This is a genomic window from Flavimaricola marinus (assembly GCF_900184895.1).
Classification (GTDB): Bacteria; Pseudomonadota; Alphaproteobacteria; order Rhodobacterales; family Rhodobacteraceae; genus Flavimaricola; species Flavimaricola marinus.
Genome location: NZ_FXZK01000001.1, coordinates 528,608 through 547,463 on the forward strand (window position 1 = coordinate 528,608; position 18,856 = coordinate 547,463).

31 protein-coding genes are annotated in these 18,856 nt (G+C 60.5%); 2 read left to right on the forward strand and 29 right to left on the reverse strand.

Annotated elements, in window-relative coordinates:
- Nucleotides 1-21: 21 nt before the first annotated feature.
- The 19 genes from LOM8899_RS02555 to rpmC all read right to left on the reverse strand — a co-directional run bounded on the left by LOM8899_RS02555 (nucleotide 22) and on the right by rpmC (nucleotide 11,400).
- The gene (locus LOM8899_RS02555) at nucleotides 22-1,338 is read right to left on the reverse strand and encodes a replication-associated recombination protein A (RefSeq protein ID WP_093990579.1); all 1,317 of its coding nucleotides are present in this window, start codon (nucleotides 1,336-1,338) and stop codon (nucleotides 22-24) included.
- Nucleotides 1,339-1,455: 117 nt separating this feature from the next.
- A complete protein-coding gene (gene rplQ, locus LOM8899_RS02560; protein WP_093990580.1) occupies nucleotides 1,456-1,875 on the reverse strand; it encodes a 50S ribosomal protein L17 in 420 nt (139 codons plus the stop codon).
- A 120-nt stretch (nucleotides 1,876-1,995) separates the two neighbouring features.
- A complete protein-coding gene (locus LOM8899_RS02565) occupies nucleotides 1,996-3,012 on the reverse strand; it encodes a DNA-directed RNA polymerase subunit alpha (RefSeq protein ID WP_168770450.1) in 1,017 nt (338 codons plus the stop codon).
- A 114-nt stretch (nucleotides 3,013-3,126) separates the two neighbouring features.
- Nucleotides 3,127-3,519 carry a 30S ribosomal protein S11 gene (gene rpsK / locus LOM8899_RS02570; RefSeq protein WP_092064722.1) on the reverse strand — a complete coding sequence of 131 codons (393 nt, stop codon included), beginning with the start codon at nucleotides 3,517-3,519 and terminating at the stop codon, nucleotides 3,127-3,129.
- Between the two features lie 12 nt (nucleotides 3,520-3,531).
- Entirely contained in the window at nucleotides 3,532-3,900 is a 369-nt protein-coding gene (gene rpsM, locus LOM8899_RS02575; RefSeq protein ID WP_093990582.1) for a 30S ribosomal protein S13, read from the reverse strand.
- Between the two features lie 297 nt (nucleotides 3,901-4,197).
- Nucleotides 4,198-4,845 (reverse strand): adenylate kinase, encoded by a 648-nt coding sequence (locus LOM8899_RS02580; RefSeq protein ID WP_093990583.1) that lies wholly within the window; start codon nucleotides 4,843-4,845, stop codon nucleotides 4,198-4,200.
- A complete protein-coding gene (secY, locus tag LOM8899_RS02585) occupies nucleotides 4,842-6,203 on the reverse strand; it encodes a preprotein translocase subunit SecY (RefSeq protein WP_245820410.1) in 1,362 nt (453 codons plus the stop codon). Before secY ends, LOM8899_RS02580 begins: the two co-directional genes overlap by 4 nt.
- Before the next feature lie 110 nt (nucleotides 6,204-6,313).
- A complete protein-coding gene (gene rplO / locus LOM8899_RS02590; RefSeq protein WP_093990585.1) occupies nucleotides 6,314-6,787 on the reverse strand; it encodes a 50S ribosomal protein L15 in 474 nt (157 codons plus the stop codon).
- A gap of 285 nt (nucleotides 6,788-7,072) precedes the next feature.
- Complete coding sequence (rpmD, locus tag LOM8899_RS02595; RefSeq protein WP_093990586.1) at nucleotides 7,073-7,261, reverse strand: 50S ribosomal protein L30; 189 nt, start codon at nucleotides 7,259-7,261, stop codon at nucleotides 7,073-7,075.
- A gap of 12 nt (nucleotides 7,262-7,273) precedes the next feature.
- Nucleotides 7,274-7,864: a 30S ribosomal protein S5 gene (rpsE, locus tag LOM8899_RS02600; RefSeq protein ID WP_093990587.1), complete on the reverse strand. Its 591-nt coding sequence runs from the start codon at nucleotides 7,862-7,864 to the stop codon at nucleotides 7,274-7,276.
- Nucleotides 7,865-8,007: 143 nt separating this feature from the next.
- Complete coding sequence (gene rplR / locus LOM8899_RS02605) at nucleotides 8,008-8,367, reverse strand: 50S ribosomal protein L18 (RefSeq protein WP_093990588.1); 360 nt, start codon at nucleotides 8,365-8,367, stop codon at nucleotides 8,008-8,010.
- Between the two features lie 11 nt (nucleotides 8,368-8,378).
- Complete coding sequence (gene rplF, locus LOM8899_RS02610; RefSeq protein ID WP_093990589.1) at nucleotides 8,379-8,912, reverse strand: 50S ribosomal protein L6; 534 nt, start codon at nucleotides 8,910-8,912, stop codon at nucleotides 8,379-8,381.
- Nucleotides 8,913-8,924: 12 nt separating this feature from the next.
- On the reverse strand, nucleotides 8,925-9,317 hold the full coding sequence (gene rpsH / locus LOM8899_RS02615; RefSeq protein ID WP_093990590.1) for a 30S ribosomal protein S8: 393 nt from the start codon (nucleotides 9,315-9,317) through the stop codon (nucleotides 8,925-8,927).
- 12 nt (nucleotides 9,318-9,329) lie between these two features.
- The gene (gene rpsN, locus LOM8899_RS02620) at nucleotides 9,330-9,635 is read right to left on the reverse strand and encodes a 30S ribosomal protein S14 (RefSeq protein ID WP_093990591.1); all 306 of its coding nucleotides are present in this window, start codon (nucleotides 9,633-9,635) and stop codon (nucleotides 9,330-9,332) included.
- A gap of 19 nt (nucleotides 9,636-9,654) precedes the next feature.
- On the reverse strand, nucleotides 9,655-10,218 hold the full coding sequence (rplE, locus tag LOM8899_RS02625) for a 50S ribosomal protein L5 (RefSeq protein WP_093990592.1): 564 nt from the start codon (nucleotides 10,216-10,218) through the stop codon (nucleotides 9,655-9,657).
- Nucleotides 10,218-10,523, reverse strand: coding sequence for a 50S ribosomal protein L24 (gene rplX / locus LOM8899_RS02630; protein WP_093990593.1), 306 nt, complete (start codon nucleotides 10,521-10,523; stop codon nucleotides 10,218-10,220). Before rplX ends, rplE begins: the two co-directional genes overlap by 1 nt.
- Complete coding sequence (gene rplN / locus LOM8899_RS02635; RefSeq protein ID WP_093990594.1) at nucleotides 10,523-10,891, reverse strand: 50S ribosomal protein L14; 369 nt, start codon at nucleotides 10,889-10,891, stop codon at nucleotides 10,523-10,525. The genes rplX and rplN overlap by 1 nt, the downstream gene beginning before the upstream one ends.
- Nucleotides 10,892-10,953: 62 nt before the next feature.
- A complete protein-coding gene (gene rpsQ / locus LOM8899_RS02640) occupies nucleotides 10,954-11,190 on the reverse strand; it encodes a 30S ribosomal protein S17 (protein WP_093990595.1) in 237 nt (78 codons plus the stop codon).
- Between the two features lie 3 nt (nucleotides 11,191-11,193).
- On the reverse strand, nucleotides 11,194-11,400 hold the full coding sequence (gene rpmC / locus LOM8899_RS02645; protein WP_093991376.1) for a 50S ribosomal protein L29: 207 nt from the start codon (nucleotides 11,398-11,400) through the stop codon (nucleotides 11,194-11,196).
- A 335-nt stretch (nucleotides 11,401-11,735) separates the two neighbouring features.
- Here rpmC and LOM8899_RS02650 point away from each other — a divergent pair, with 335 nt between their 5' ends.
- Both LOM8899_RS02650 and LOM8899_RS02655 read left to right on the forward strand, forming a co-directional pair.
- Nucleotides 11,736-12,356, forward strand: coding sequence for a TIGR02466 family protein (locus LOM8899_RS02650; RefSeq protein ID WP_093990596.1), 621 nt, complete (start codon nucleotides 11,736-11,738; stop codon nucleotides 12,354-12,356).
- Nucleotides 12,357-12,483: 127 nt separating this feature from the next.
- On the forward strand, nucleotides 12,484-13,206 hold the full coding sequence (locus tag LOM8899_RS02655; RefSeq protein WP_093990597.1) for a lysozyme family protein: 723 nt from the start codon (nucleotides 12,484-12,486) through the stop codon (nucleotides 13,204-13,206).
- A gap of 148 nt (nucleotides 13,207-13,354) precedes the next feature.
- On the opposite strand, the gene rplP is transcribed toward LOM8899_RS02655, so the two are convergent.
- From rplP to rpsJ, 10 genes are all read right to left on the reverse strand, one after another.
- On the reverse strand, nucleotides 13,355-13,768 hold the full coding sequence (gene rplP, locus LOM8899_RS02660; protein ID WP_093990598.1) for a 50S ribosomal protein L16: 414 nt from the start codon (nucleotides 13,766-13,768) through the stop codon (nucleotides 13,355-13,357).
- A gap of 12 nt (nucleotides 13,769-13,780) precedes the next feature.
- Nucleotides 13,781-14,503 (reverse strand): 30S ribosomal protein S3, encoded by a 723-nt coding sequence (gene rpsC / locus LOM8899_RS02665; RefSeq protein ID WP_093990599.1) that lies wholly within the window; start codon nucleotides 14,501-14,503, stop codon nucleotides 13,781-13,783.
- On the reverse strand, nucleotides 14,503-14,883 hold the full coding sequence (rplV, locus tag LOM8899_RS02670; protein ID WP_093990600.1) for a 50S ribosomal protein L22: 381 nt from the start codon (nucleotides 14,881-14,883) through the stop codon (nucleotides 14,503-14,505). Before rplV ends, rpsC begins: the two co-directional genes overlap by 1 nt.
- Nucleotides 14,880-15,158, reverse strand: coding sequence for a 30S ribosomal protein S19 (gene rpsS, locus LOM8899_RS02675; protein WP_093990601.1), 279 nt, complete (start codon nucleotides 15,156-15,158; stop codon nucleotides 14,880-14,882). Before rpsS ends, rplV begins: the two co-directional genes overlap by 4 nt.
- A 3-nt stretch (nucleotides 15,159-15,161) precedes the next feature.
- Entirely contained in the window at nucleotides 15,162-16,004 is an 843-nt protein-coding gene (gene rplB, locus LOM8899_RS02680; RefSeq protein ID WP_093990602.1) for a 50S ribosomal protein L2, read from the reverse strand.
- A gap of 192 nt (nucleotides 16,005-16,196) precedes the next feature.
- Entirely contained in the window at nucleotides 16,197-16,547 is a 351-nt protein-coding gene (locus LOM8899_RS02685) for a DUF2200 domain-containing protein (RefSeq protein WP_093990603.1), read from the reverse strand.
- A 123-nt stretch (nucleotides 16,548-16,670) separates the two neighbouring features.
- Nucleotides 16,671-16,967, reverse strand: coding sequence for a 50S ribosomal protein L23 (locus LOM8899_RS02690; protein WP_093990604.1), 297 nt, complete (start codon nucleotides 16,965-16,967; stop codon nucleotides 16,671-16,673).
- On the reverse strand, nucleotides 16,964-17,584 hold the full coding sequence (gene rplD / locus LOM8899_RS02695; protein WP_093990605.1) for a 50S ribosomal protein L4: 621 nt from the start codon (nucleotides 17,582-17,584) through the stop codon (nucleotides 16,964-16,966). The genes LOM8899_RS02690 and rplD overlap by 4 nt, the downstream gene beginning before the upstream one ends.
- Nucleotides 17,574-18,419, reverse strand: a complete 846-nt coding sequence (gene rplC / locus LOM8899_RS02700) for a 50S ribosomal protein L3 (RefSeq protein WP_093990606.1) — start codon at nucleotides 18,417-18,419, stop codon at nucleotides 17,574-17,576. Before rplC ends, rplD begins: the two co-directional genes overlap by 11 nt.
- Before the next feature lie 13 nt (nucleotides 18,420-18,432).
- A complete protein-coding gene (rpsJ, locus tag LOM8899_RS02705) occupies nucleotides 18,433-18,747 on the reverse strand; it encodes a 30S ribosomal protein S10 (RefSeq protein ID WP_093991377.1) in 315 nt (104 codons plus the stop codon).
- Nucleotides 18,748-18,856: the final 109 nt, after the last annotated feature.

The following is an 18,856-nucleotide window of genomic DNA, read 5'->3' on the forward strand; positions in this document are numbered from 1 at the left end:
TGGCCCCCTCTGCCCCGGATGTCAATTCTTGCCCCGTTTCGCGCGCAATCCGGCAAAATAATCGACCCGTTTCTTCAGGTCACGCTCGAACCCGCGGTCGACCGGAACGTAGTAGGCACCACGCTCCATGCCATCGGGAAAGTAGTTCTGCCCTGAAAATCCATCCTCGGCGTCATGATCATAGGCATAGCCCGCGCCGTAGCCCTGATCCTTCATGAGCGATGTCGGCGCGTTCAGGATGTGCTTGGGCGGCGGCTCGGAGCCCGTCGCCTTGGCGGCGGCCATCGCGGCCTTGTAGGCGACGTAGGCGGCGTTGGATTTGGGCGCAAGGGCGAGATAGGTGACCGCTTGCGCGAGAGCCAGCTCGCCTTCTGGGCTGCCCAATCGCTCGTAAGTCTCCCATGCATTCAGGCACAGGGTCTGGGCCTGCGGATCGGCCAGACCGATATCCTCGACAGCCATACGCGTGATACGACGCGCCAGATAGCGCGGATCTTCCCCGCCCGTGAGCATCCGTGCGAACCAATAAAGGGCGCCGTCCGGGTCCGACCCACGGACCGACTTGTGGAGCGCCGAGATCAGATTGTAGTGCTCATCGCCCGATTTGTCGTATTTCGCGGCGCGCTTCATCAGCCGGCTGGTCAAGGCATCGGTGTTTAGCTGGCCCTGCGGTTTCCAAGCGGCCACCTGTTCGATCAGGTTCAACAGCGCCCGGCCATCACCGTCCGCCATGTCGAGCAGCGCCCTGCGAGCGGTCGGTTCGAGAGGCAGCGGCCGGCCCAGCTCCGTCTCGGCCCGCTGCGCCAAGAGCTCCAGATCGTCGTGATCCAACCGGGTCAGGACAAGCACCTGCGACCGGCTGAGAAGAGCGGCGTTCAATTCGAACGAGGGGTTCTCGGTCGTCGCCCCGACGAGCAGGATCGTCCCGTCTTCCATCAGGGGCAGGAAACCGTCCTGCTGGGCTTTGTTAAAGCGGTGGATCTCGTCCACGAACAGCAAGGTGCCCTTGCCGTTCTGGCGGCGCATACGCGCAGCTTCAAAGACCTTACGCAAGTCAGGGACGCCGGTGAAGATCGCACTGATCTGAACGAAATGCAGATCTGTCTCGTCCGCCAAAAGGCGGGCGATGGTGGTCTTGCCCACGCCGGGCGGCCCCCAAAAGATTAGCGATGACAACGATCCCGACGACAGCATCGTGCCGAGCGGCGCTTCCGGGCCCAGCACCTGCCCCTGCCCGATCACGTCCGACAGCTTGGCCGGACGCAAGCGATCCGCCAAGGGGCGGTTCAGCGAAGGGGTGTCGGCCGCAGAGGCGGCGCTGTCAAAGAGATCAGCCATGACGAGAGACTATGCCTGCAAGGATGGTGAGGAAAGGGCCAGCGGGTTACGCGACAGATTTGAAAAGCAAAAGGCCCCGCCGGGGCGAGGCCTTTCGGAATTTCAAATCGGAAGACCTCAGTCGTCCATGGCCTCTTCGGCCTCGAGACGGGCCTTGTCGGACGCGCCCTTGGCGTCACGGTCACGATCGACGAATTCGATGATCGCCATCGGAGCCATATCGCCGTAACGGAAGCCAGCTTTGAGAACGCGGACATAGCCACCCTGACGCTCTGCGTAGCGGGGGCCGAGGACTTCGAACAGCTTGGCGACGTGCTGGTCCTGCTTCAGACGCGAAGCAGCCTGACGGCGGGCGTGCAGATCGCCGCGCTTGCCGAGAGTGACGAGCTTGTCGATGACGCGCTTCAGCTCTTTGGCTTTCGGCAGGGTCGTCTTGATCTGCTCGTGCTCGATCAGCGAGCCGGCCATGTTTGCGAACATGGCTTTGCGGTGTTCGTGGGTGCGGTTGAGTTTGCGGTAACCACTGGCGTGACGCATTTGATATCTCCTAGAGTGTTATGCTTTGTGCGGCGGTCTGATGCGTGTCAGCCGCGTTATTGGGGCGGGATTGCCCGGGATGGTCTGGGGCGGCTGGCGCAAACCAACCGCCCCGAAGTCTTAGAACTGGTCTTCGAACTTCTTGGCCAGGTCTTCGATGTTGTCTGGCGGCCAATCCTCGACGTCCATACCGAGGTGCAGGCCCATGCCCGACAGCACTTCCTTGATCTCGTTCAAGGACTTGCGGCCGAAGTTCGGCGTGCGAAGCATCTCGGCTTCGGTCTTCTGGATCAGATCGCCGATGTAGACGATGTTGTCGTTCTTCAGGCAGTTTGCCGAACGAACGGACAATTCGAGCTCGTCCACCTTCTTGAGCAGAAGCGGGTTGAACTCCAGACCGTCGTCCTCGGACCCGGCAGAAGCCGATTCCGGCTCGTCGAAGTTGACGAAGATCGACAGCTGGTCTTGCAGGATGCGAGCGGCATAGGCCACGGCGTCATCCGGCGTCAGCGAACCGTCGGTTTCGATCTTCATGGTCAGCTTGTCATAGTCGAGCACCTGACCTTCGCGGGTCGGCTGCACGTCGTAAGACACCTTCTTGACCGGCGAGTAGATCGCGTCGATCGAGATCATGCCGATAGGCGCATCCTCGGGCTTGTTCTTGTCAGCCGAGACATAGCCCTTGCCGGTGTTGACGGTCAGCTCCATGTAAAGCGACGCGCCATCGTCGAGGTGGCAGATCACGTGATCCTTGTTCAGCACTTCGATGCCGGAGGATTCGGAAATGTCGGCGGCGGTCACCAGACCGGGGCCGGTGGCCTGCACGGTCAGACGCTTCGGGCCTTCCACTTCCATGCGGATCGCGATGCCCTTGAGGTTCAGCACGATGTCGGTCACGTCCTCGCGGACGCCCGGCACGGACGAAAACTCGTGCAGCACGTTGTCGATCTGCACCGACGTGATCGCGGCACCCTGAAGGGACGACATCAGCACCCGGCGCAGGGCATTGCCCAGCGTCAAGCCAAAGCCACGCTCCAGCGGCTCGGCAGTCAGGGTAGCCTGCCGCAAAGGGTCATTTCCCGGCTTCACTTCAAGCTGTGTCGGCTTGATCAGTTCGGCCCAATTCTTGTGGATCATGCGTCCCTCCATTCTTGTTCGTCTGGCATGTCCGACCGGACGAACTCTCGAGGTTTCAAAATGACGGATCGGGGCCATGTGCCATTGCACAGGCCCCGACTGGTTCGGATCGGCTTAGACGCGGCGGCGCTTCGGCGGACGGCAACCGTTGTGGGCCATCGGGGTCACATCACGGATCGAGGTGATGTTGAAACCGGCGGCGGCCAGTGCGCGCAGGGCGCTCTCACGGCCGGAACCGGGGCCTTGCACTTCGACCTCGAGGGTCTTCACGCCGTGCTCTTGTGCCTTCTTGCCAGCGTCCTCGGCAGCCATCTGAGCTGCGTAGGGTGTGGATTTCCGGCTGCCTTTGAACCCCATGGTCCCGGCGGACGACCAGGCAATTGCGTTGCCTTGCACATCCGAGATCAGGATCTTGGTGTTGTTGAAGCTGGAATTCACATGCGCCACACCGGCGGCGATGTTCTTGGAGACCTTCTTCTTGCCTCCGCGACGGGTATCACGTGCCATGTCGGAGCCTCCTTATTTCTTCTTGCCAGCAATGGCCTTTGCAGGGCCCTTGCGTGTGCGTGCGTTGGTGTGAGTACGCTGACCGCGAACGGGCAGGTTACGACGATGACGCAGGCCACGGTAGCAGCCGAGGTCCATCAGACGCTTGATGTTCATCTGGGTCTCGCGGCGCAGGTCGCCTTCGACGTTCAGATTGGCATCGATGTATTCGCGGATGGCCAGAACTTCGCTGTCCGACAGCTCATTGACGCGACGCGACAGGTCGATGCCGACATTGTCGCAGATCTGCTGAGCGGTCGTGTTGCCGATTCCGGTGATGTAGGTCAGCGCGATAGGGACCCGCTTGCCCGTGGGGATGTTAACGCCGGCGATACGTGCCAAGGCTGTATTCCTTTTCGTTGCGATTCCGTCATGCCGGAACCTTTTTTCACAACTGAGGCCCGATGGTTTTCCCAACGGGCCGCCGTCATATCGAGGTGATCTGCTCGCTGGGGGCGACCCAAAAAGCAAAAATGATTCCCAATGGGGATGGCGCTAATTATGGGGTCAGGCCCTGAGGGTCAACCCCCTGTCAAGAGGTTTGGGACGGGAGCGCCAAAACACCGGGCGCCCTTCGCATTTCCTCCACCTGGTTCCGGTGTGAGACGGGGCGCATGAGTGCGCCCTGCCCGCCGCAGATCAGGAGTCGAGGACCGAAGAGATCTCGCCGGAAACGGCCGACATTTCGCCCATGCCGTCGACGCTGCGCAGATCGCCCTTGGCGTAGTAGTAGCCGATCAGCGGCGAGGTCTGCTTGTAATAGGCGAGAAGCCGGGTTCTGAGGCTTTCCTCGTTGTCGTCTGCCCGACGCTTGAAATCGGTGCCGCCGCAGTTGGTGCACTTGCCGTCAGCCGGAATGGGTTTGGTCTGATCGTTGTAGACCTCACCGCAATCGCCACAGGTGGAGCGGGCCGTGATGCGGGCCACCAGAGCCTCGTCATCGACGCGCATTTCAACGACGTGATCCAGCGTCTCACCCAGCTCGTCAAGCAGAGCGCCCAAGGCATCGGCTTGCGCCAGAGTGCGTGGGAACCCGTCAAAGATATAGCCACCCGGAGCGGTCCCGGTCGTCAGCTTCTCGCGGATCAGTCCGATGACGATCTCATCGGTGACGAGATCGCCCCGATCCATGACGTCGGCCACGATCTTGCCCATTTCGGATCCGGAAGACCGCGCCTCACGAAGCATGTCGCCAGTGGAGAGCTGCACCATGTCGCGGCCCTCGACGAGGATGCGAGCCTGTGTGCCTTTGCCGGCCCCCGGGGGCCCAAGAAGGATAATATTCATCGGCGCGTCGGTCCTTTGGGTCTTGCTTTGCCGCCGCGCTTGCCGCGCAGTTGCGATTTCTCGATAAGCCCTTCGTATTGATGGGCGAGCAGATGAGACTGCACTTGCTGGATCGTGTCCATGCCAACCGACACGATAATCAGGATCGACGTTCCGCCGAAGTAGAAGGTGATCGACAGCTGTGACCGGAGGATCTCGGGCAGCAGGCAGACCAGCGCCAGATACCCCGAACCAAGAACAAGAACACGCGTCACGACATAATCGAGGTATTCCGCGGTCCGCTTGCCGGGACGAATACCCGGAACAAAGCCGTTCTGGTTCTTGAGATTGTCGGCCACCTCGTCGGTCTTGAACGCCACTTCACGGGTGTAGAAGTAGGTGAAGAACACGATCATCGAGGTAAAGAAGATCAGGTAGAGCGGCTGACCGGGGCCAAAGTAGGCGAGGATCGTCGACATCACCGGACCGCTGTCACCACCCGAGAAGGTCGAGATCGTCGTCGGCAGCAGCAACAGAGCCGAGGCGAAAATCGCCGGGATAACGCCCGCCGGGTTAACCTTGATCGGCAGGTGGGACGAACCACCGTCATAGACCTTCATACCCACTTGGCGGCGGGGATACTGGATGTGGATCTTGCGCAGCGACCGCTCCATGAACACCACGAACGTCAGCGTCACGACCACCATGATGATCACCAGAATGATGGTCATGGCGTCGCCGGACTGGCGCGAGGTCGTCAGGAACTGAGCCAAGGCTGCGGGGATTTCGGCAATGATGCCGACAAAGATGATCAGCGAGATGCCGTTGCCGATCCCACGCGCTGTGATCTGTTCGCCCAGCCACATCAGGAACATAGTGCCACCGACGAGGGTGATCACACAGGCCGCCTGGAAATAGAGGCCCGGGTTCGAGGCCAATTCACCGGCCTCGAGGCTGCGCGCCAAGCCGTAGGCCTGGAACGTCGCCAGAATGACCGTGAAATAGCGGGTGTATTGGTTGAGCTTCTTGCGGCCCTGCTCGCCCTCTTTCTTCAACTGCTTGAGCGGCTCCCACATGGAACCCAGAAGCTGAATGATGATCGAGGCGGAGATGTAGGGCATGATACCGAGGGCAAAGATACCCATGCGGCCCAACGCGCCGCCGGTGAACATCGACAGGATGCCGCCAATGCCGGCCGCGGCGTCGTCCATAAAGGATCGCAGGGCCGCGCCATCGATACCCGGAACCGGGATGAATGTGCCCAGACGGTAGATGATCAGAAGGCCCAGGGTGAACAGGATTCGCTGGCGCAGTTCAGTGGCCTTGCCGAAGGCCCCCCAACTCATGTTGGCTGCCATTTGCTCTGCTGCTGATGCCATATTGGGCTCGCTCTTTATTCATGAATGCGCCGCCAAACCGGATGTCCGGCTGGCGGCGGCAAGGAAATCTTACAGGAGATGTAGGTGCGGATCACCCGCACCACAACCTGTTATTCAGCTGCTGCGGCCGCCGCAACGGACAGGGTGCCGCCCGCTTTTTCCACCATCTCGATGGCGCCTTTGGACGCACCGGTCACAGAGATGGTCGCCTTGGCGGAGAACTCGCCCTTGGCCAGAACGCGGATACCGTCGAGCTTGCGACGAACAGCACCGGAGGCGATCAGCGCATCTTCGGTGATCTCTGCCTTGGCGTCGATTTTGCCGGCGTCTATGAACTTCTGGATCAGACCGAGGTTGATCACAGCGTATTCCTTGCGATTCGGCTTGTTGAAGCCACGCTTGGGAAGACGCTGGTAGAGCGGCATCTGGCCGCCTTCGTAGCCCTTGATGGCCACACCCGAACGGGACTTCTGACCCTTGATACCACGGCCACCGGTTTTACCCTTGCCGGAGCCCGGACCACGGCCAATGCGCATACGGCGTTTGGTTGCGCCCGGGTTGTCGTGCAGTTCATGCAGTTTCATGTCGCTTCTCCTTTTGCCGGATGCGACCCCCAGCGACGGGAGTGGCCGACCACGGCGTTGAAATACTTGACGCCCGTCCAAACGGTCGGGGCCACCGGAGGCGTTTACGCAGCAAAGGAGCAAGGGTCAAGGGCATAGCGAAAGCAAGGCCGCCGTTTTCGGAAGAGGTGTTTGCCAAAAAGCTGCGAAGCGCAGGCCTGCGTGGACGAAACGCGAAAACGCCGCGACCAATGGCCACGGCGTTTCGATGTCTTCTGTTCGATCGTGGCGTTGCCGAATCCCGGCTCAGCCCTTCTCTTCGATGATCTGAACCATGTGCGAGATGCTCTCGACCATGCCACGGACCGAAGGAGTGTCCTCCAGCTCGCGGGTACGATGCATCTTGTTCAGGCCCAGACCCTTGAGGGTCTCACGCTGTTTGGCGGGACGGCGGATCGGCGAGCCGATCTGCTTGACGACGATGGTTTTTGCCATATCGGTCTCTCCTTACGCTTCTGCGGTTTCGGCGGCGGTGTCTGCCTCGGCAGGGGCATCGTCGCGCTTGGGCAGAATGTCAGCCACTTTCTTGCCGCGACGCTGAGCGACAGCGCGGGGGCTCTGCTCTTTGCTGAGGCCGTCCATGGTGGCACGGATCATGTTGTAGGGGTTCGAAGAGCCGGTGGACTTGGACACGATGTCCTGCACACCCAGCATTTCGAACACGGCACGCATCGGACCACCGGCGATGATCCCGGTACCGGGAACGGCTGCGCGCATCACGACGCGGCCAGCGCCGTGACGGCCCTGCATGTCGTGGTGCAACGTGCGGCCCTCTTTCAGCTGCACGCGGATCATCTGACGCTTGGCCTGCTCGGTTGCCTTGCGGATGGCCTCGGGGACCTCCTTGGCCTTACCTTTGCCAAAGCCGACACGACCCTTTTGGTCGCCTACGACGACGAGCGCGGCAAAGCCAAAGCGCTTACCGCCCTTGACGGTCTTGGACACCCGGTTGATGGCGACCAGACGATCGGCAAATTCGGGAGCTGCTTCTTCACGGCGGCCACGATTGCCACCACGGTTGTTATCACGTTCTGCCATATGTCTGGCGTCCTTTTCTTGCGCCCCTCGGGGCATTGTCCAATCGCGGTGGGCACTAGGGCCCCCGGATCATCGAGACTGAGCCGCGGCACAGCCTACGGTATCGAAACGAAATGAGGGGCGTATCGCTACGCCCCGCATTCTTAGATCTTGAGACCACCCTCGCGGGCAGCTTCGGCCAGAGCCTTGATCTTGCCGTGGAACAGGAAACCGCCACGGTCGAAATAGGCTTCGGTCACGCCGGCCTTCTTCGCACGTTCTGCGATTGCTGCACCGACCTTGGCTGCTGCTTCGACGTTGTTCTTGCCGACGATGCCCAGATCCTTCTCGAGAGAAGAAGCCGAAGCGAGCGTCACGCCGTTCACGTCGTCGATCAGCTGAACCATGATGTTCTTGTTGGAACGATGCACCGACAGGCGAGGACGCCCGGCGTTGACCTTCCGCAGTTTGCTCCGAACGCGCATACGGCGCTTCAGAAACAGAGTTCTTTTGCTGTTTGCCATAATACCCGTCCTTACTTCTTCTTGCCTTCCTTGCGGAAGATATACTCGTCTTTGTACTTGATACCCTTGCCCTTGTAGGGCTCCGGCTTGCGCCATTCACGGATATTGGCCGCGACTTGGCCGACGAGTTGTTGATCGATGCCCTCAACGACAATCTCGGTCTGCTTGGGAGCGGTCACGGTGACACCCTCCGGCACTTCGAAATTCACGTCGTGCGAGTAGCCCAAAGCCAGCTTCAGGACATTGCCCTGCATCTGTGCGCGGTAACCCACACCGGAAATCTCCAGCTCTTTCTTGAAGCCGGTGGAGACACCAGTTGCGAGGTTTTCCACCATCGTGCGGGACATGCCCCACTGCTGGCGGGCGCGCTTGGACGTGCCGCGCGGGGTGACGTTGACGACGTTACCATCGATCGTGATGGTGACATCGTCGGTTGCGGTGAAGCTGCGGGTCCCCTTGGGGCCTTTGACTTCAACGGTCTGACCGGAGACAGAGGCAGTGACCCCTGACGGCAGTTCGACCGGCTTCTTACCAATACGAGACATTGCCAGACCTCCTTAGAAGACCGTGCAAAGCACTTCGCCGCCGACATTGGCAACGCGCGCATTTGCATCCGACATCACACCCTTGGGGGTGGAGACAATCGACACACCAAGGCCCTGACGGACCGACGGAATGTCTTTCACACCCATGTAAACGCGACGACCAGGGGTCGAGACCCGCTTGATCTCACGGATAACCGGAGTGCCTTCGTAATACTTGAGGCTGATTTCAAGGGCGGGGTGACCGTCCTTGCCCGTGACTTTCTCATAGCCGCGGATGTAGCCTTCGTCTGCCAACACGTCGAGCACCCATGCCCGCAGCTTGGACGCCGGTGTTTCCACCGTCGACTTGCCGCGCATCTGGTTGTTCCGAATACGGGTCAGCATATCACCGATTGGATCGTTCATAGCATTCCCTCCTTACCAGCTCGATTTGACCATGCCGGGGATCTCGCCGTTCGACCCGAGGTCGCGCAGCGCAATACGGCTGATCTTCAGTTTGCGGTAATAGGCGTGTGGACGCCCGGTGAGCTGGCAACGGTTGTGCAACCGAACCTTGGAGCTGTTGCGGGGCAGCTCGGCCAGTTTCAGAGACGCCTTGAAGCGCTCTTCCACGGGCTTTTCCTTGTCGTTGATGATCGCCTTCAGCGCGGCCCGCTTTTCAGCATATTGCGCCACCAGCTTTTCGCGCTTCTTTTCGCGCTCGATCATGGATTTCTTAGCCATATCTAATGTCTCCTGGCGCTTAGCTGGTGAAGGGCATGTTGAAGTGCTTCAACAGTGCCTTCGCTTCAGCGTCGGTTTTTGCGGTGGTGCAGATCACGATGTCCATGCCCCAGTTCTCATCGATCTTGTCGAAGTTGATCTCGGGGAAGATGATGTGCTCTTTGATGCCGAACGCATAGTTGCCGCGGCCGTCAAACGACTTGCCGGAAATACCGCGGAAGTCGCGGATACGAGGCATGGCAACGTTCACCAGACGGTCGAGGAATTCGAACATCCGGTCGCCACGCAGGGTCACCTTGGCACCGAGGGGCATGTCTTCACGAACGCGGAAACCGGCGATCGAGTTCTTTGCCTTGGTCACGACGGCCAGCTGGCCGGCGATGGTGGTCAGGTCTTCCTGAGCGGATTTGGCTTTCTTGCTGTCGCGGACAGCTTCAGCACCGCAGCCGATGTTCAGAACGATCTTCTCCAGACGCGGAACCTGCATCGGGTTCTTGTAGGAGAATTCCTCGGTCATCGCAGCCTTGATGGTGTCGGCGTAGACGGCCTTGAGGCGCGGGGTATAGTTTGCAGTATCGAGCATCAGATCACGTCCCCCGTGGTCTTGGCAAAGCGCACCTTGGTGTCGCCGTCCATGCGGAAACCGACGCGAGACGGCTTGCCGTTGGCATCGACGATGGCAAGGTTGGACAGGTTGATCGGCATCGGCTTGGGAACGCGGCCACCCTGATCGGTCTGGCTTTGCTTCATGTGGCGGATGGCGATGTTCAGGCCGTTGACGACAGCCTTGCCGGATTTCGGGTCAACGGACGAGATTTCGCCCTGCTTGCCCTTGTCCTTGCCGGTGAGCACGACGACCTTGTCGCCCTTCTTGAGTTTCGCAGCCATCAGAGCACCTCCGGAGCCAGCGAGATAATCTTCATGAAGTTCTTCGCACGCAGCTCGCGAACGACTGGCCCGAAGATACGGGTGCCGATCGGCTCGTTTGCGTTGTTGAGGATGACGGCGGCGTTGCTGTCAAAACTGATAGCCGTGCCGTCTTCGCGACGAACCTGCTTGGCGGTGCGAACGACAACAGCCTTGCGGACGTCGCCCTTCTTGACGCGGCCACGCGGAATGGCCTCCTTGACCGACACCACGATGATGTCGCCCACGGATGCATAGCGGCGATGTGAACCGCCCAGAACCTTGATGCACTGAACTCGGCGTGCGCCGGAGTTGTCAGCGACATCCAGATTGGTCTGCATCTGGATCATTTGGTTTCTCCCGACCTTTGGGGACCGGTTTCGGCCCCAGGGTTTCGATTACAATGGAAGGTTCACGCCTCGGAGGTGAGAACTTCCCAGCGTTTGGTTTTCGACTTTGGTGCGCATTCCTGAATGCGAACGATGTCGCCGACGTTGAACGCGTTGTTCTCATCGTGAGCCCGATACTTCTTGGACTTACGAATGGTTTTCTGAAGCAGCGGGTGCTTGAAGCGACGCTCGACCGAAACGGTGACGGTCTGGGCGTTCTGGTTCGATGTCACAACACCGGAGAGGATGCGTTTGGGCATATCTTAGGCCTCCGACGCAGCAGCAGCTGCTTTTTGGTTCAGAATGGTGTTCACACGGGCCACGTCACGACGCACAGTGCGCATGCGGGCAGTGTTTTCGAGTTGGCCGGTGGCCTGCTGGAAGCGCAGGTTGAAGGCTTCTTTCTTCAGATTTACGAGCTGCTCACGCAGTTCATCGGGCGTCTTGCCCGCAAGTTCCTTGGCGTCCATCGCCGTATTCCTTTCAACATCACTGGTGGGCCCGCGAAGGGTCACCCCGATTCCAGTGGAGTGGGTAGTGAAGTGCGCCGTATAGGGGGCGACTCGGGCCTTGGCAAGCCTCAATTCCGCGCAATCGACAAACCCCGTCTCGGCGGTGTGCCCGCAGGTCGCGACGGGGCCGCATATCGCGCCCTTTCCGGCCATCGGATCCGTGGCATGAATACCCCGATGCAAGACCTAGCGCCAGTCTTTCAAAGCCAATGGAGCAAGGAGGCGGAACCGACGACCCCGATCCGCCAAGCAATCCACTCGCGTTCCAGATCGCGCTGCGCTAAGAGCGGGATATGACCCAGATCAGATCCCTCTTCGCCACCCGCCTCTATCACGCTCGTCTGTCCGACCTCGGCAAACCGATCGACACCGAGGAGCTGGAAAACACCTGCCTCGCAATCGCCGAGGACGACGAAGCCGGACAGGACTGGTGCGAGGAAAAGGGCTTCCCCGGTTATACGTCCTATGCATCCCTGACCGACCTGCCTTGGCGCGACCCGCTCTTCAAGGCTTTGGTCAAGGTTCTGAACAAGCACGTCAAAGCCTTCGCAGCGGAACTGGATTTCGACCTCGGCGGCAAAAAGCTGAAGCTCGAAGACATCTGGATCAACATTCTGCCACAGGGCGGTATCCACACCGCACATATTCACCCGCATTCGGTGATCAGCGGCACGACCTACGTGGCCATGCCTCCCGGCGCGAGCGCAATCAAGTTCGAGGATCCGAGGCTTGCGATGATGATGGCCAGCCCGCCGCGCAAGGCCGATGCGCGCGAGGACCTGCGCAGCTTCATCTACCTCGAACCCGAGGTGGGCGACGTCCTGCTATGGGAAAGCTGGCTGCGGCACGAGGTGCCGATGAACATGGCGGAAGACGACCGCATATCAGTCAGCTTCAATTATGCGTGGGGCTAGACGCGGGCGGCGTCTGACTTAGGTAAAATTAGCATCATTTTTGCAGGGCCACACGCTGGCCATCGCAACCGGCTGTCAAGAATTCCCTGCGATCCCTGTCCCGAACTTGAACGGGGGCAGAGCCAGAATGGCGGCATACCTGAAACCACTGTGCCTTGCATTGATCGGGCTGGCCTCCAGCGCGACGGCGGAACGGCAATCGCTGTTTCCGCTCGGCGCCGCACGCACCTCTGCGGTGTTGGCCGGCGTGCCGGAGCGGCGCGGTGTCTCCGCCTCACCCAGCCTCTTCGCCGGCACAAGCGGAACCAGCTTCTTCGCCCCCCTGCCCGACCGGCCGGACGCGCCCCAATCGGCACTGCCGGGCCGCTCTCCGGCCGCTCGTCTGCTCAGCCTGATTGCCCAGGCCGAAGCGGGGCACGCCGGCTACGATGCCGTTCAATACGGGGCGCGGGTGCGGCCTGGGAAACTGCCGACGCAGATGACGCTCGGAGAAATCTATGCCTGGATCAGCGCCACGCCCGGACAACCTCATGCGATCGGGCGCTATCAATTCATCCCCGCCACCCTGCGGGATCTTGCCGCTCGCAAGGGACTGGGAAGCGACACCCAGTTTACACCCGCGGTTCAGGATCAACTGGCATTGGTGCTTCTGCACAATGCCGGGTTGAACAGCTTTCAATCCGGAGACATGAGCCGGGAGACCTTCATGCGAAACCTCGCCCGGATATGGGCCGGGCTCCCCCTGCCCTCCGGACAATCCTATTACGAAGGCTACGCGGGAAACCGGGCTGCCATGAGTTGGGGCGATTTCGAATCCGGCATCGCACGGATCTTTCCAACCTCGGGCTGACGAGCGCGATCCGATCGCGGGGCAGCGAGCCAGCCGTCCAGCCGGCCCGGATCGTTCGGTCGAGCCACGCCCGAACAAACGAAAACCCCCGCCGATTTCCCGGCGGGGGTCGATTCTGTCGAAACGCGGGCCGATGAGGCGCCGGTTCTTACCAGTCTTCGCGAACCACGGTCCGGGTCTTGATCGGCAGCTTCATCGCGGCAAGGCGCAGGGCCTCACGGGCGACGTCTTCCGTCACACCGTCGATCTCGAACATGATCCGGCCGGGCTTGACCTTGGCGGCCCAGAAATCGACCGAACCTTTACCCTTACCCATACGAACTTCGACGGGCTTGGAGGTCACGGAGGTATCCGGGAAGATCCGGATCCAGACACGGCCTTGACGCTTCATGTGACGGGTCATGGCACGACGGGCAGCTTCGATCTGACGCGCGGTGATGCGCTCGGGCTGAAGAGCCTTGAGACCGTATGTGCCAAAGTTCAGGTCAGACCCGCCCTTGGCTTCGCCGCTGATCCGGCCCTTGTGGAGCTTGCGGAATTTTGTGCGCTTTGGTTGCAGCATCTAATCTACTCCTTACCTGTCACGGTCGCGACGACCGCCACCGGCACCACGAGGGATAGCACCCTCCTGAAGCTCGGCGTGCTTGCGGTCACGCGCCTGAGGATCGTGCTCCATGATCTCGCCTTTGAAGATCCAGACCTTGATCCCGATGATGCCGTAGGCGGTTTGAGCCTCGGTCAGGGCATAGTCGATGTCGGCACGAAGGGTGTGCAGGGGCACGCGGCCCTCACGGTACCATTCGGTCCGCGCGATCTCGGCACCGCCAAGACGACCGGCGAGGTTCACACGGATACCCAGAGCGCCCATGCGCATTGCGTTCTGCACGGCGCGCTTCATGGCACGACGGAAGGACACACGACGCTCGAGCTGCTGTGCAATGCTCTCACCAACGAGGGCAGCGTCCAGCTCAGGCTTGCGCACTTCAACGATGTTGAGGTGCAACTCGCTGTCGGTCAGCGCGGCAAGCTTCTTGCGGAGCGTCTCGATGTCCGCGCCTTTCTTGCCGATGATGACACCGGGGCGGGCGGCGTGGATCGTGACGCGGCACTTGCGGTGCGGACGCTCGATGATCACGCGGCTGATGCCGGCTTGCTTGGCTTCTTTCTTGATGAAGTCCTTGATCTTGAGGTCTTCGAGAAGAAGATCGCCATAGTCCTTCGTGTCGGCAAACCAACGGCTGTCCCAGGTCCGGTTGACCTGAAGCCGCATTCCGACGGGATTTACTTTATTTCCCATTATGCTTGCTCCTCAACCTGGCGAACCTTGATGGTCAGTTCCGAGAATGGCTTGACGATCTTGCCGAACCGGCCACGGGCACGGGGACGACCGCGCTTCATGATCAGGTTCTTGCCGACGTATGCTTCGGCAACGATCAGCTCATCCACATCGAGATTGTGGTTGTTTTCAGCATTGGCGATAGCCGACTGAAGGCACTTGCGCACGTCTTCAGCGATCCGCTTCTTCGAGAAGGTCAGGTCCGTGAGGGCCTTTTCCACCTTCTTGCCACGGATCATGGCGGCCACGAGGTTCAGCTTCTGCGGGCTGGTGCGCAGCATGCGGAGCTTTGCCATGGCTTCGTTATCGGCCACGCGGCGAGGGTTCTTATCCTTGCTCATTTGCGCTTTGCCTTCTTGTCAGCCGCGTGACCGTAATAGGTCCGCGTTGGCGAATACTCGCCAAATTTCTGGCCAATCATGTCCTCGGAGACGTTCACCGGGATATGCTTTTTGCCATTGTAAACGCCAAACGTCAGACCCACGAACTGGGGCAGGATCGTCGAGCGGCGGGACCAGATCTTGATGACCTCGTTACGACCGCTTTCGCGGGTCGCTTCAGCCTTCTTGAGCACATAGGCGTCAACGAAGGGGCCTTTCCAAACAGAACGTGCCATGTGTTAACGGCCCTTCTTCTTGGCGTGACGCGAGCGGATGATCAGCTTCTGCGACGCCTTGTTCTTGTTACGGGTGCGGGCACCCTTGGTCGGCTTGCCCCACGGGGTGACCGGGTGGCGACCACCGGAGGTGCGACCCTCACCACCACCATGCGGGTGATCGATCGGGTTCATTGCCACACCGCGAACAGCGGGGCGCTTGCCATAGTGGCGGTTCCGACCGGCCTTACCGAGATTCTGGTTGGAGTTGTCGGGGTTCGACACGGCACCGACGGTGGCCATGCATTCCTGACGGACCAGACGCAGCTCGCCCGAGGACAGGCGGATCTGGGCGTAGCCACCATCACGACCGACGAACTGAGCGTATGTGCCAGCAGCGCGAGCGATCTGGCCGCCCTTGCCGGGCTTCAGCTCGATGTTGTGGACGATGGTACCGATGGGCATGCCGGAGAACGGCATTGCGTTGCCAGGCTTGATGTCCTGCTTGGCGCCAGCGATGACCTTGTCACCGACAGCGATACGCTGCGGGGCCAGGATGTAGGCTTGCTCGCCATCTTCGTACTGGATGAGGGCGATAAAGGCGGTCCGGTTCGGGTCATATTCGATCCGGGCGACCACTGCGGACATGTCCAGCTTGTTACGCTTGAAATCCACGATCCGGTAAAGACGCTTGGCGCCTCCACCACGACGACGCATTGTGATCCGTCCGGTGTTGTTCCGGCCACCGTGCTTGCTCAGACCCTCGGTGAGAGCCTTAACTGGGCGACCTTTCCAAAGCTCCGAACGGTCGATCAGCACCAGCCCACGCTGGCCTGGCGTCGTCGGCTTATACGACTTAAGTGCCATGCTTTCTGTCTTCCGTTGCTTTGCGGGCGGTTTGGGCCCGGCTGTTTAGCTATAGGGCCCCGAAGGTCCCCGGTACGCTTGTTCATACGAACAAAACCAAAGCCCCGGACGAATCCGGGGCTTGGCCGATGAGGCTTCCTATTGAGTCGGCGGCGCGAGGTCAAGCAGCAGGACCGCTCCGACGTCAATAAATCAAGCCCGCAGTATCTTCTGCATGGCCTTGCCCCGTGCGAGCTCGTCGATCAGCTTGTCGAGATAGCGTATTTCGCGCATCAGAGGCTCTTCGATATTCTCGACCCGGACGCCGCAAACGACGCCCTTTATTAGATCTCGGGAGGGATTCATCTGCGGGGCCTGCGCAAAGAACCCCTCGAAATCGGTCTTCGCCTCGATCTGGGCATCGAGCGCCGCCTGGTCATAGCCGGTCAGCCAATGGATGATCTCGTCGACCTCGGCTTTGGTCTTGCCCTTGCGTTCGGCCTTGTTGACGTAGTGGGGATACACGCTTGCAAAACTCATCGAATAGATGCGATGCGGTTTCATTGTTTCACGCCTCAAATGGGTCCGGCATGGGCAAAGATAGGGCCTCGGCGCAGGCGTTGACAACGAAAAAGCCCCGGCAGCGGGTGGCTGCCGGAGCTCTGCTTGTTTCTTGAAAGGACGCGATCAGAGACCGGTCGAAACGTCGATCGTGTTGCCTTCGACGAGCGTCACATAGGCTTTCTTGACATCCTTGCGGGTGCCGAGCGAACCGCGGAAGCGCTTCACTTTGCCTTTGGTGATCGTCGTGTTGACAGCCTTGACCTTCACACCAAAGAGAGCCTCGACGGCCTCCTTGATCTGCGGCTTGTTGGCGTCGATCGCCACTTCGAAAACAACCGCGTTGGCTTCGGAAGCCATGGTTGCCTTCTCGGTGATGATCGGCTTGCGGATCACGTCGTAATGTTCTGGTTTCGCGCTCATTTCAGGCGGGCCTCCAGTGCTTCGACAGCTGCCTTGGTGAGCACCAGAGTGTCACTGCGCAGGATGTCGTAGACGTTGGCACCCATCGAGGGCAGCACGTCCAGGGTTGCGATGTTGGCGGCAGCGCGAGCGAAGTTTTCGTTCACCTCGGCACCGTCGATGATCAAGGCACGCTTCCAACCCAGAGCACCGACCTGCTTGGCCAGTGCGCTCGTCTTTGCCTCGGCCAGCTCGGCATTCTCGATGACGACCAGTTCACCCGCTGCAACCTTGGCCGAAAGCGCATGCTTCAGACCCAGCTTGCGGAACTTCTTGGTCAGATCGTGCTCGTGGCTACGCGGGGTCGGGCCCTTGTAGGTACCGCCGTGACGGAAGATCGGAGCGCCGCGGGAGCCGTGACGTGCGCCGCCGGTGCCCTTTTGCTTGTAGATCTTCTTGGTCGAGTAGCTGACATCGGACCGGCCCAGCACGGCGTGTGTGCCCTGCTGCTGCTTGGCACGCTGCCAGCGCACCATGCGGTGCAGGATGTCCGCGCGCGGCTCGAGGCCGAAGATCGCGTCGTCCAGATCAACGGAGCCAGCGGCTTTACCGTCGAGTTTGATGGCTTCAGCCTTCATTGGTCTCGCCTCCTTCAGCGGCAGCATCTGCCGACGTTTCAGCCTCGGCAGCGTCCAGCGCGGCCTGTTCCGCCTCGGCAGCAGCCTTTGCAGCGGCTTCTTCCTCGGCAGCAGCCTGCGCAGCAGCTTCTTCTGCCAGACGTTCAGCTTCCTTGGCAGCCGACCGCAGTGCGGCCGGATAGATCAGGTTCTCGGGAAGCGGCTTCTTGACCGCATCCTTGACAGTCACCCAGCCACCTTTGGAGCCGGGGACGGCGCCTTTGACCATGATCAGGCCACGGTCGGCATCGGTGCGAACGACCTGAAGGTTCTGCGTGGTGACGCGGGCAGAGCCCATGTGACCAGCCATCTTCTTGCCCTTGAACACCTTGCCCGGATCCTGACACTGACCGGTGGAGCCGTGCGAACGGTGGCTGACCGACACACCGTGAGAGGCGCGAAGGCCTCCAAAGTTGTGACGCTTCATAGCACCGGCAAAACCCTTACCGATCGAGGTGCCGGAAACATCGACGAACTGGCCCTCGAAATAGTGGGCCGCGATGATTTCCTCACCGACGTCGATCATGTTTTCAGGAGCGACGCGGAATTCCACAACCTTGCGCTTCGGTTCGACCTTGGCAGCTGCGAAATGACCGCGCATCGCCTTGGATACGCGTTTGATCTTGGGCGAGCCAGCGCCGAGCTGAACGGCGGTGTAGCCGTCCTTCTCGGTGGTGCGCTGAGCAACGACCTGAAGGTTGTCGACGTGAAGAACGGTGACAGGAACCTGACGGCCGTCTTCCATGAACAAGCGGGTCATGCCCACTTTCTTTGCGAGAACGCCTGAGCGCAACATCTGGTGTTCCTCCTCAGACCTTGATCTCGACATCCACGCCGGCGGCGAGGTCGAGCTTCATCAGGGCATCCACGGTTTGCGGGGTCGGATCGACGATGTCGAGCAGACGCTTGTGGGTGCGGATTTCGAACTGGTCGCGCGACTTCTTGTCGATGTGCGGGCCACGCAGAACGGTGAATTTCTCAATCTTGTTCGGCAGCGGGATCGGGCCGCGGACGGAAGCGCCGGTGCGCTTTGCGGTCGAAACGATCTCCGCGGTGCTGGCATCCAGCACGCGATAGTCGAACGCCTTGAGCCGGATGCGAATGTTTTGGCTTGGAGCGGCCATGGGCATTGCCTCTTCGTGGGCTACGATTTGAGAGGTGGACCGGGCGGGATTGCCGAGCCACGTCGAAACCGGGAAATGGGATGCGCAAGGCAGGCCGTGGCCCACCTTG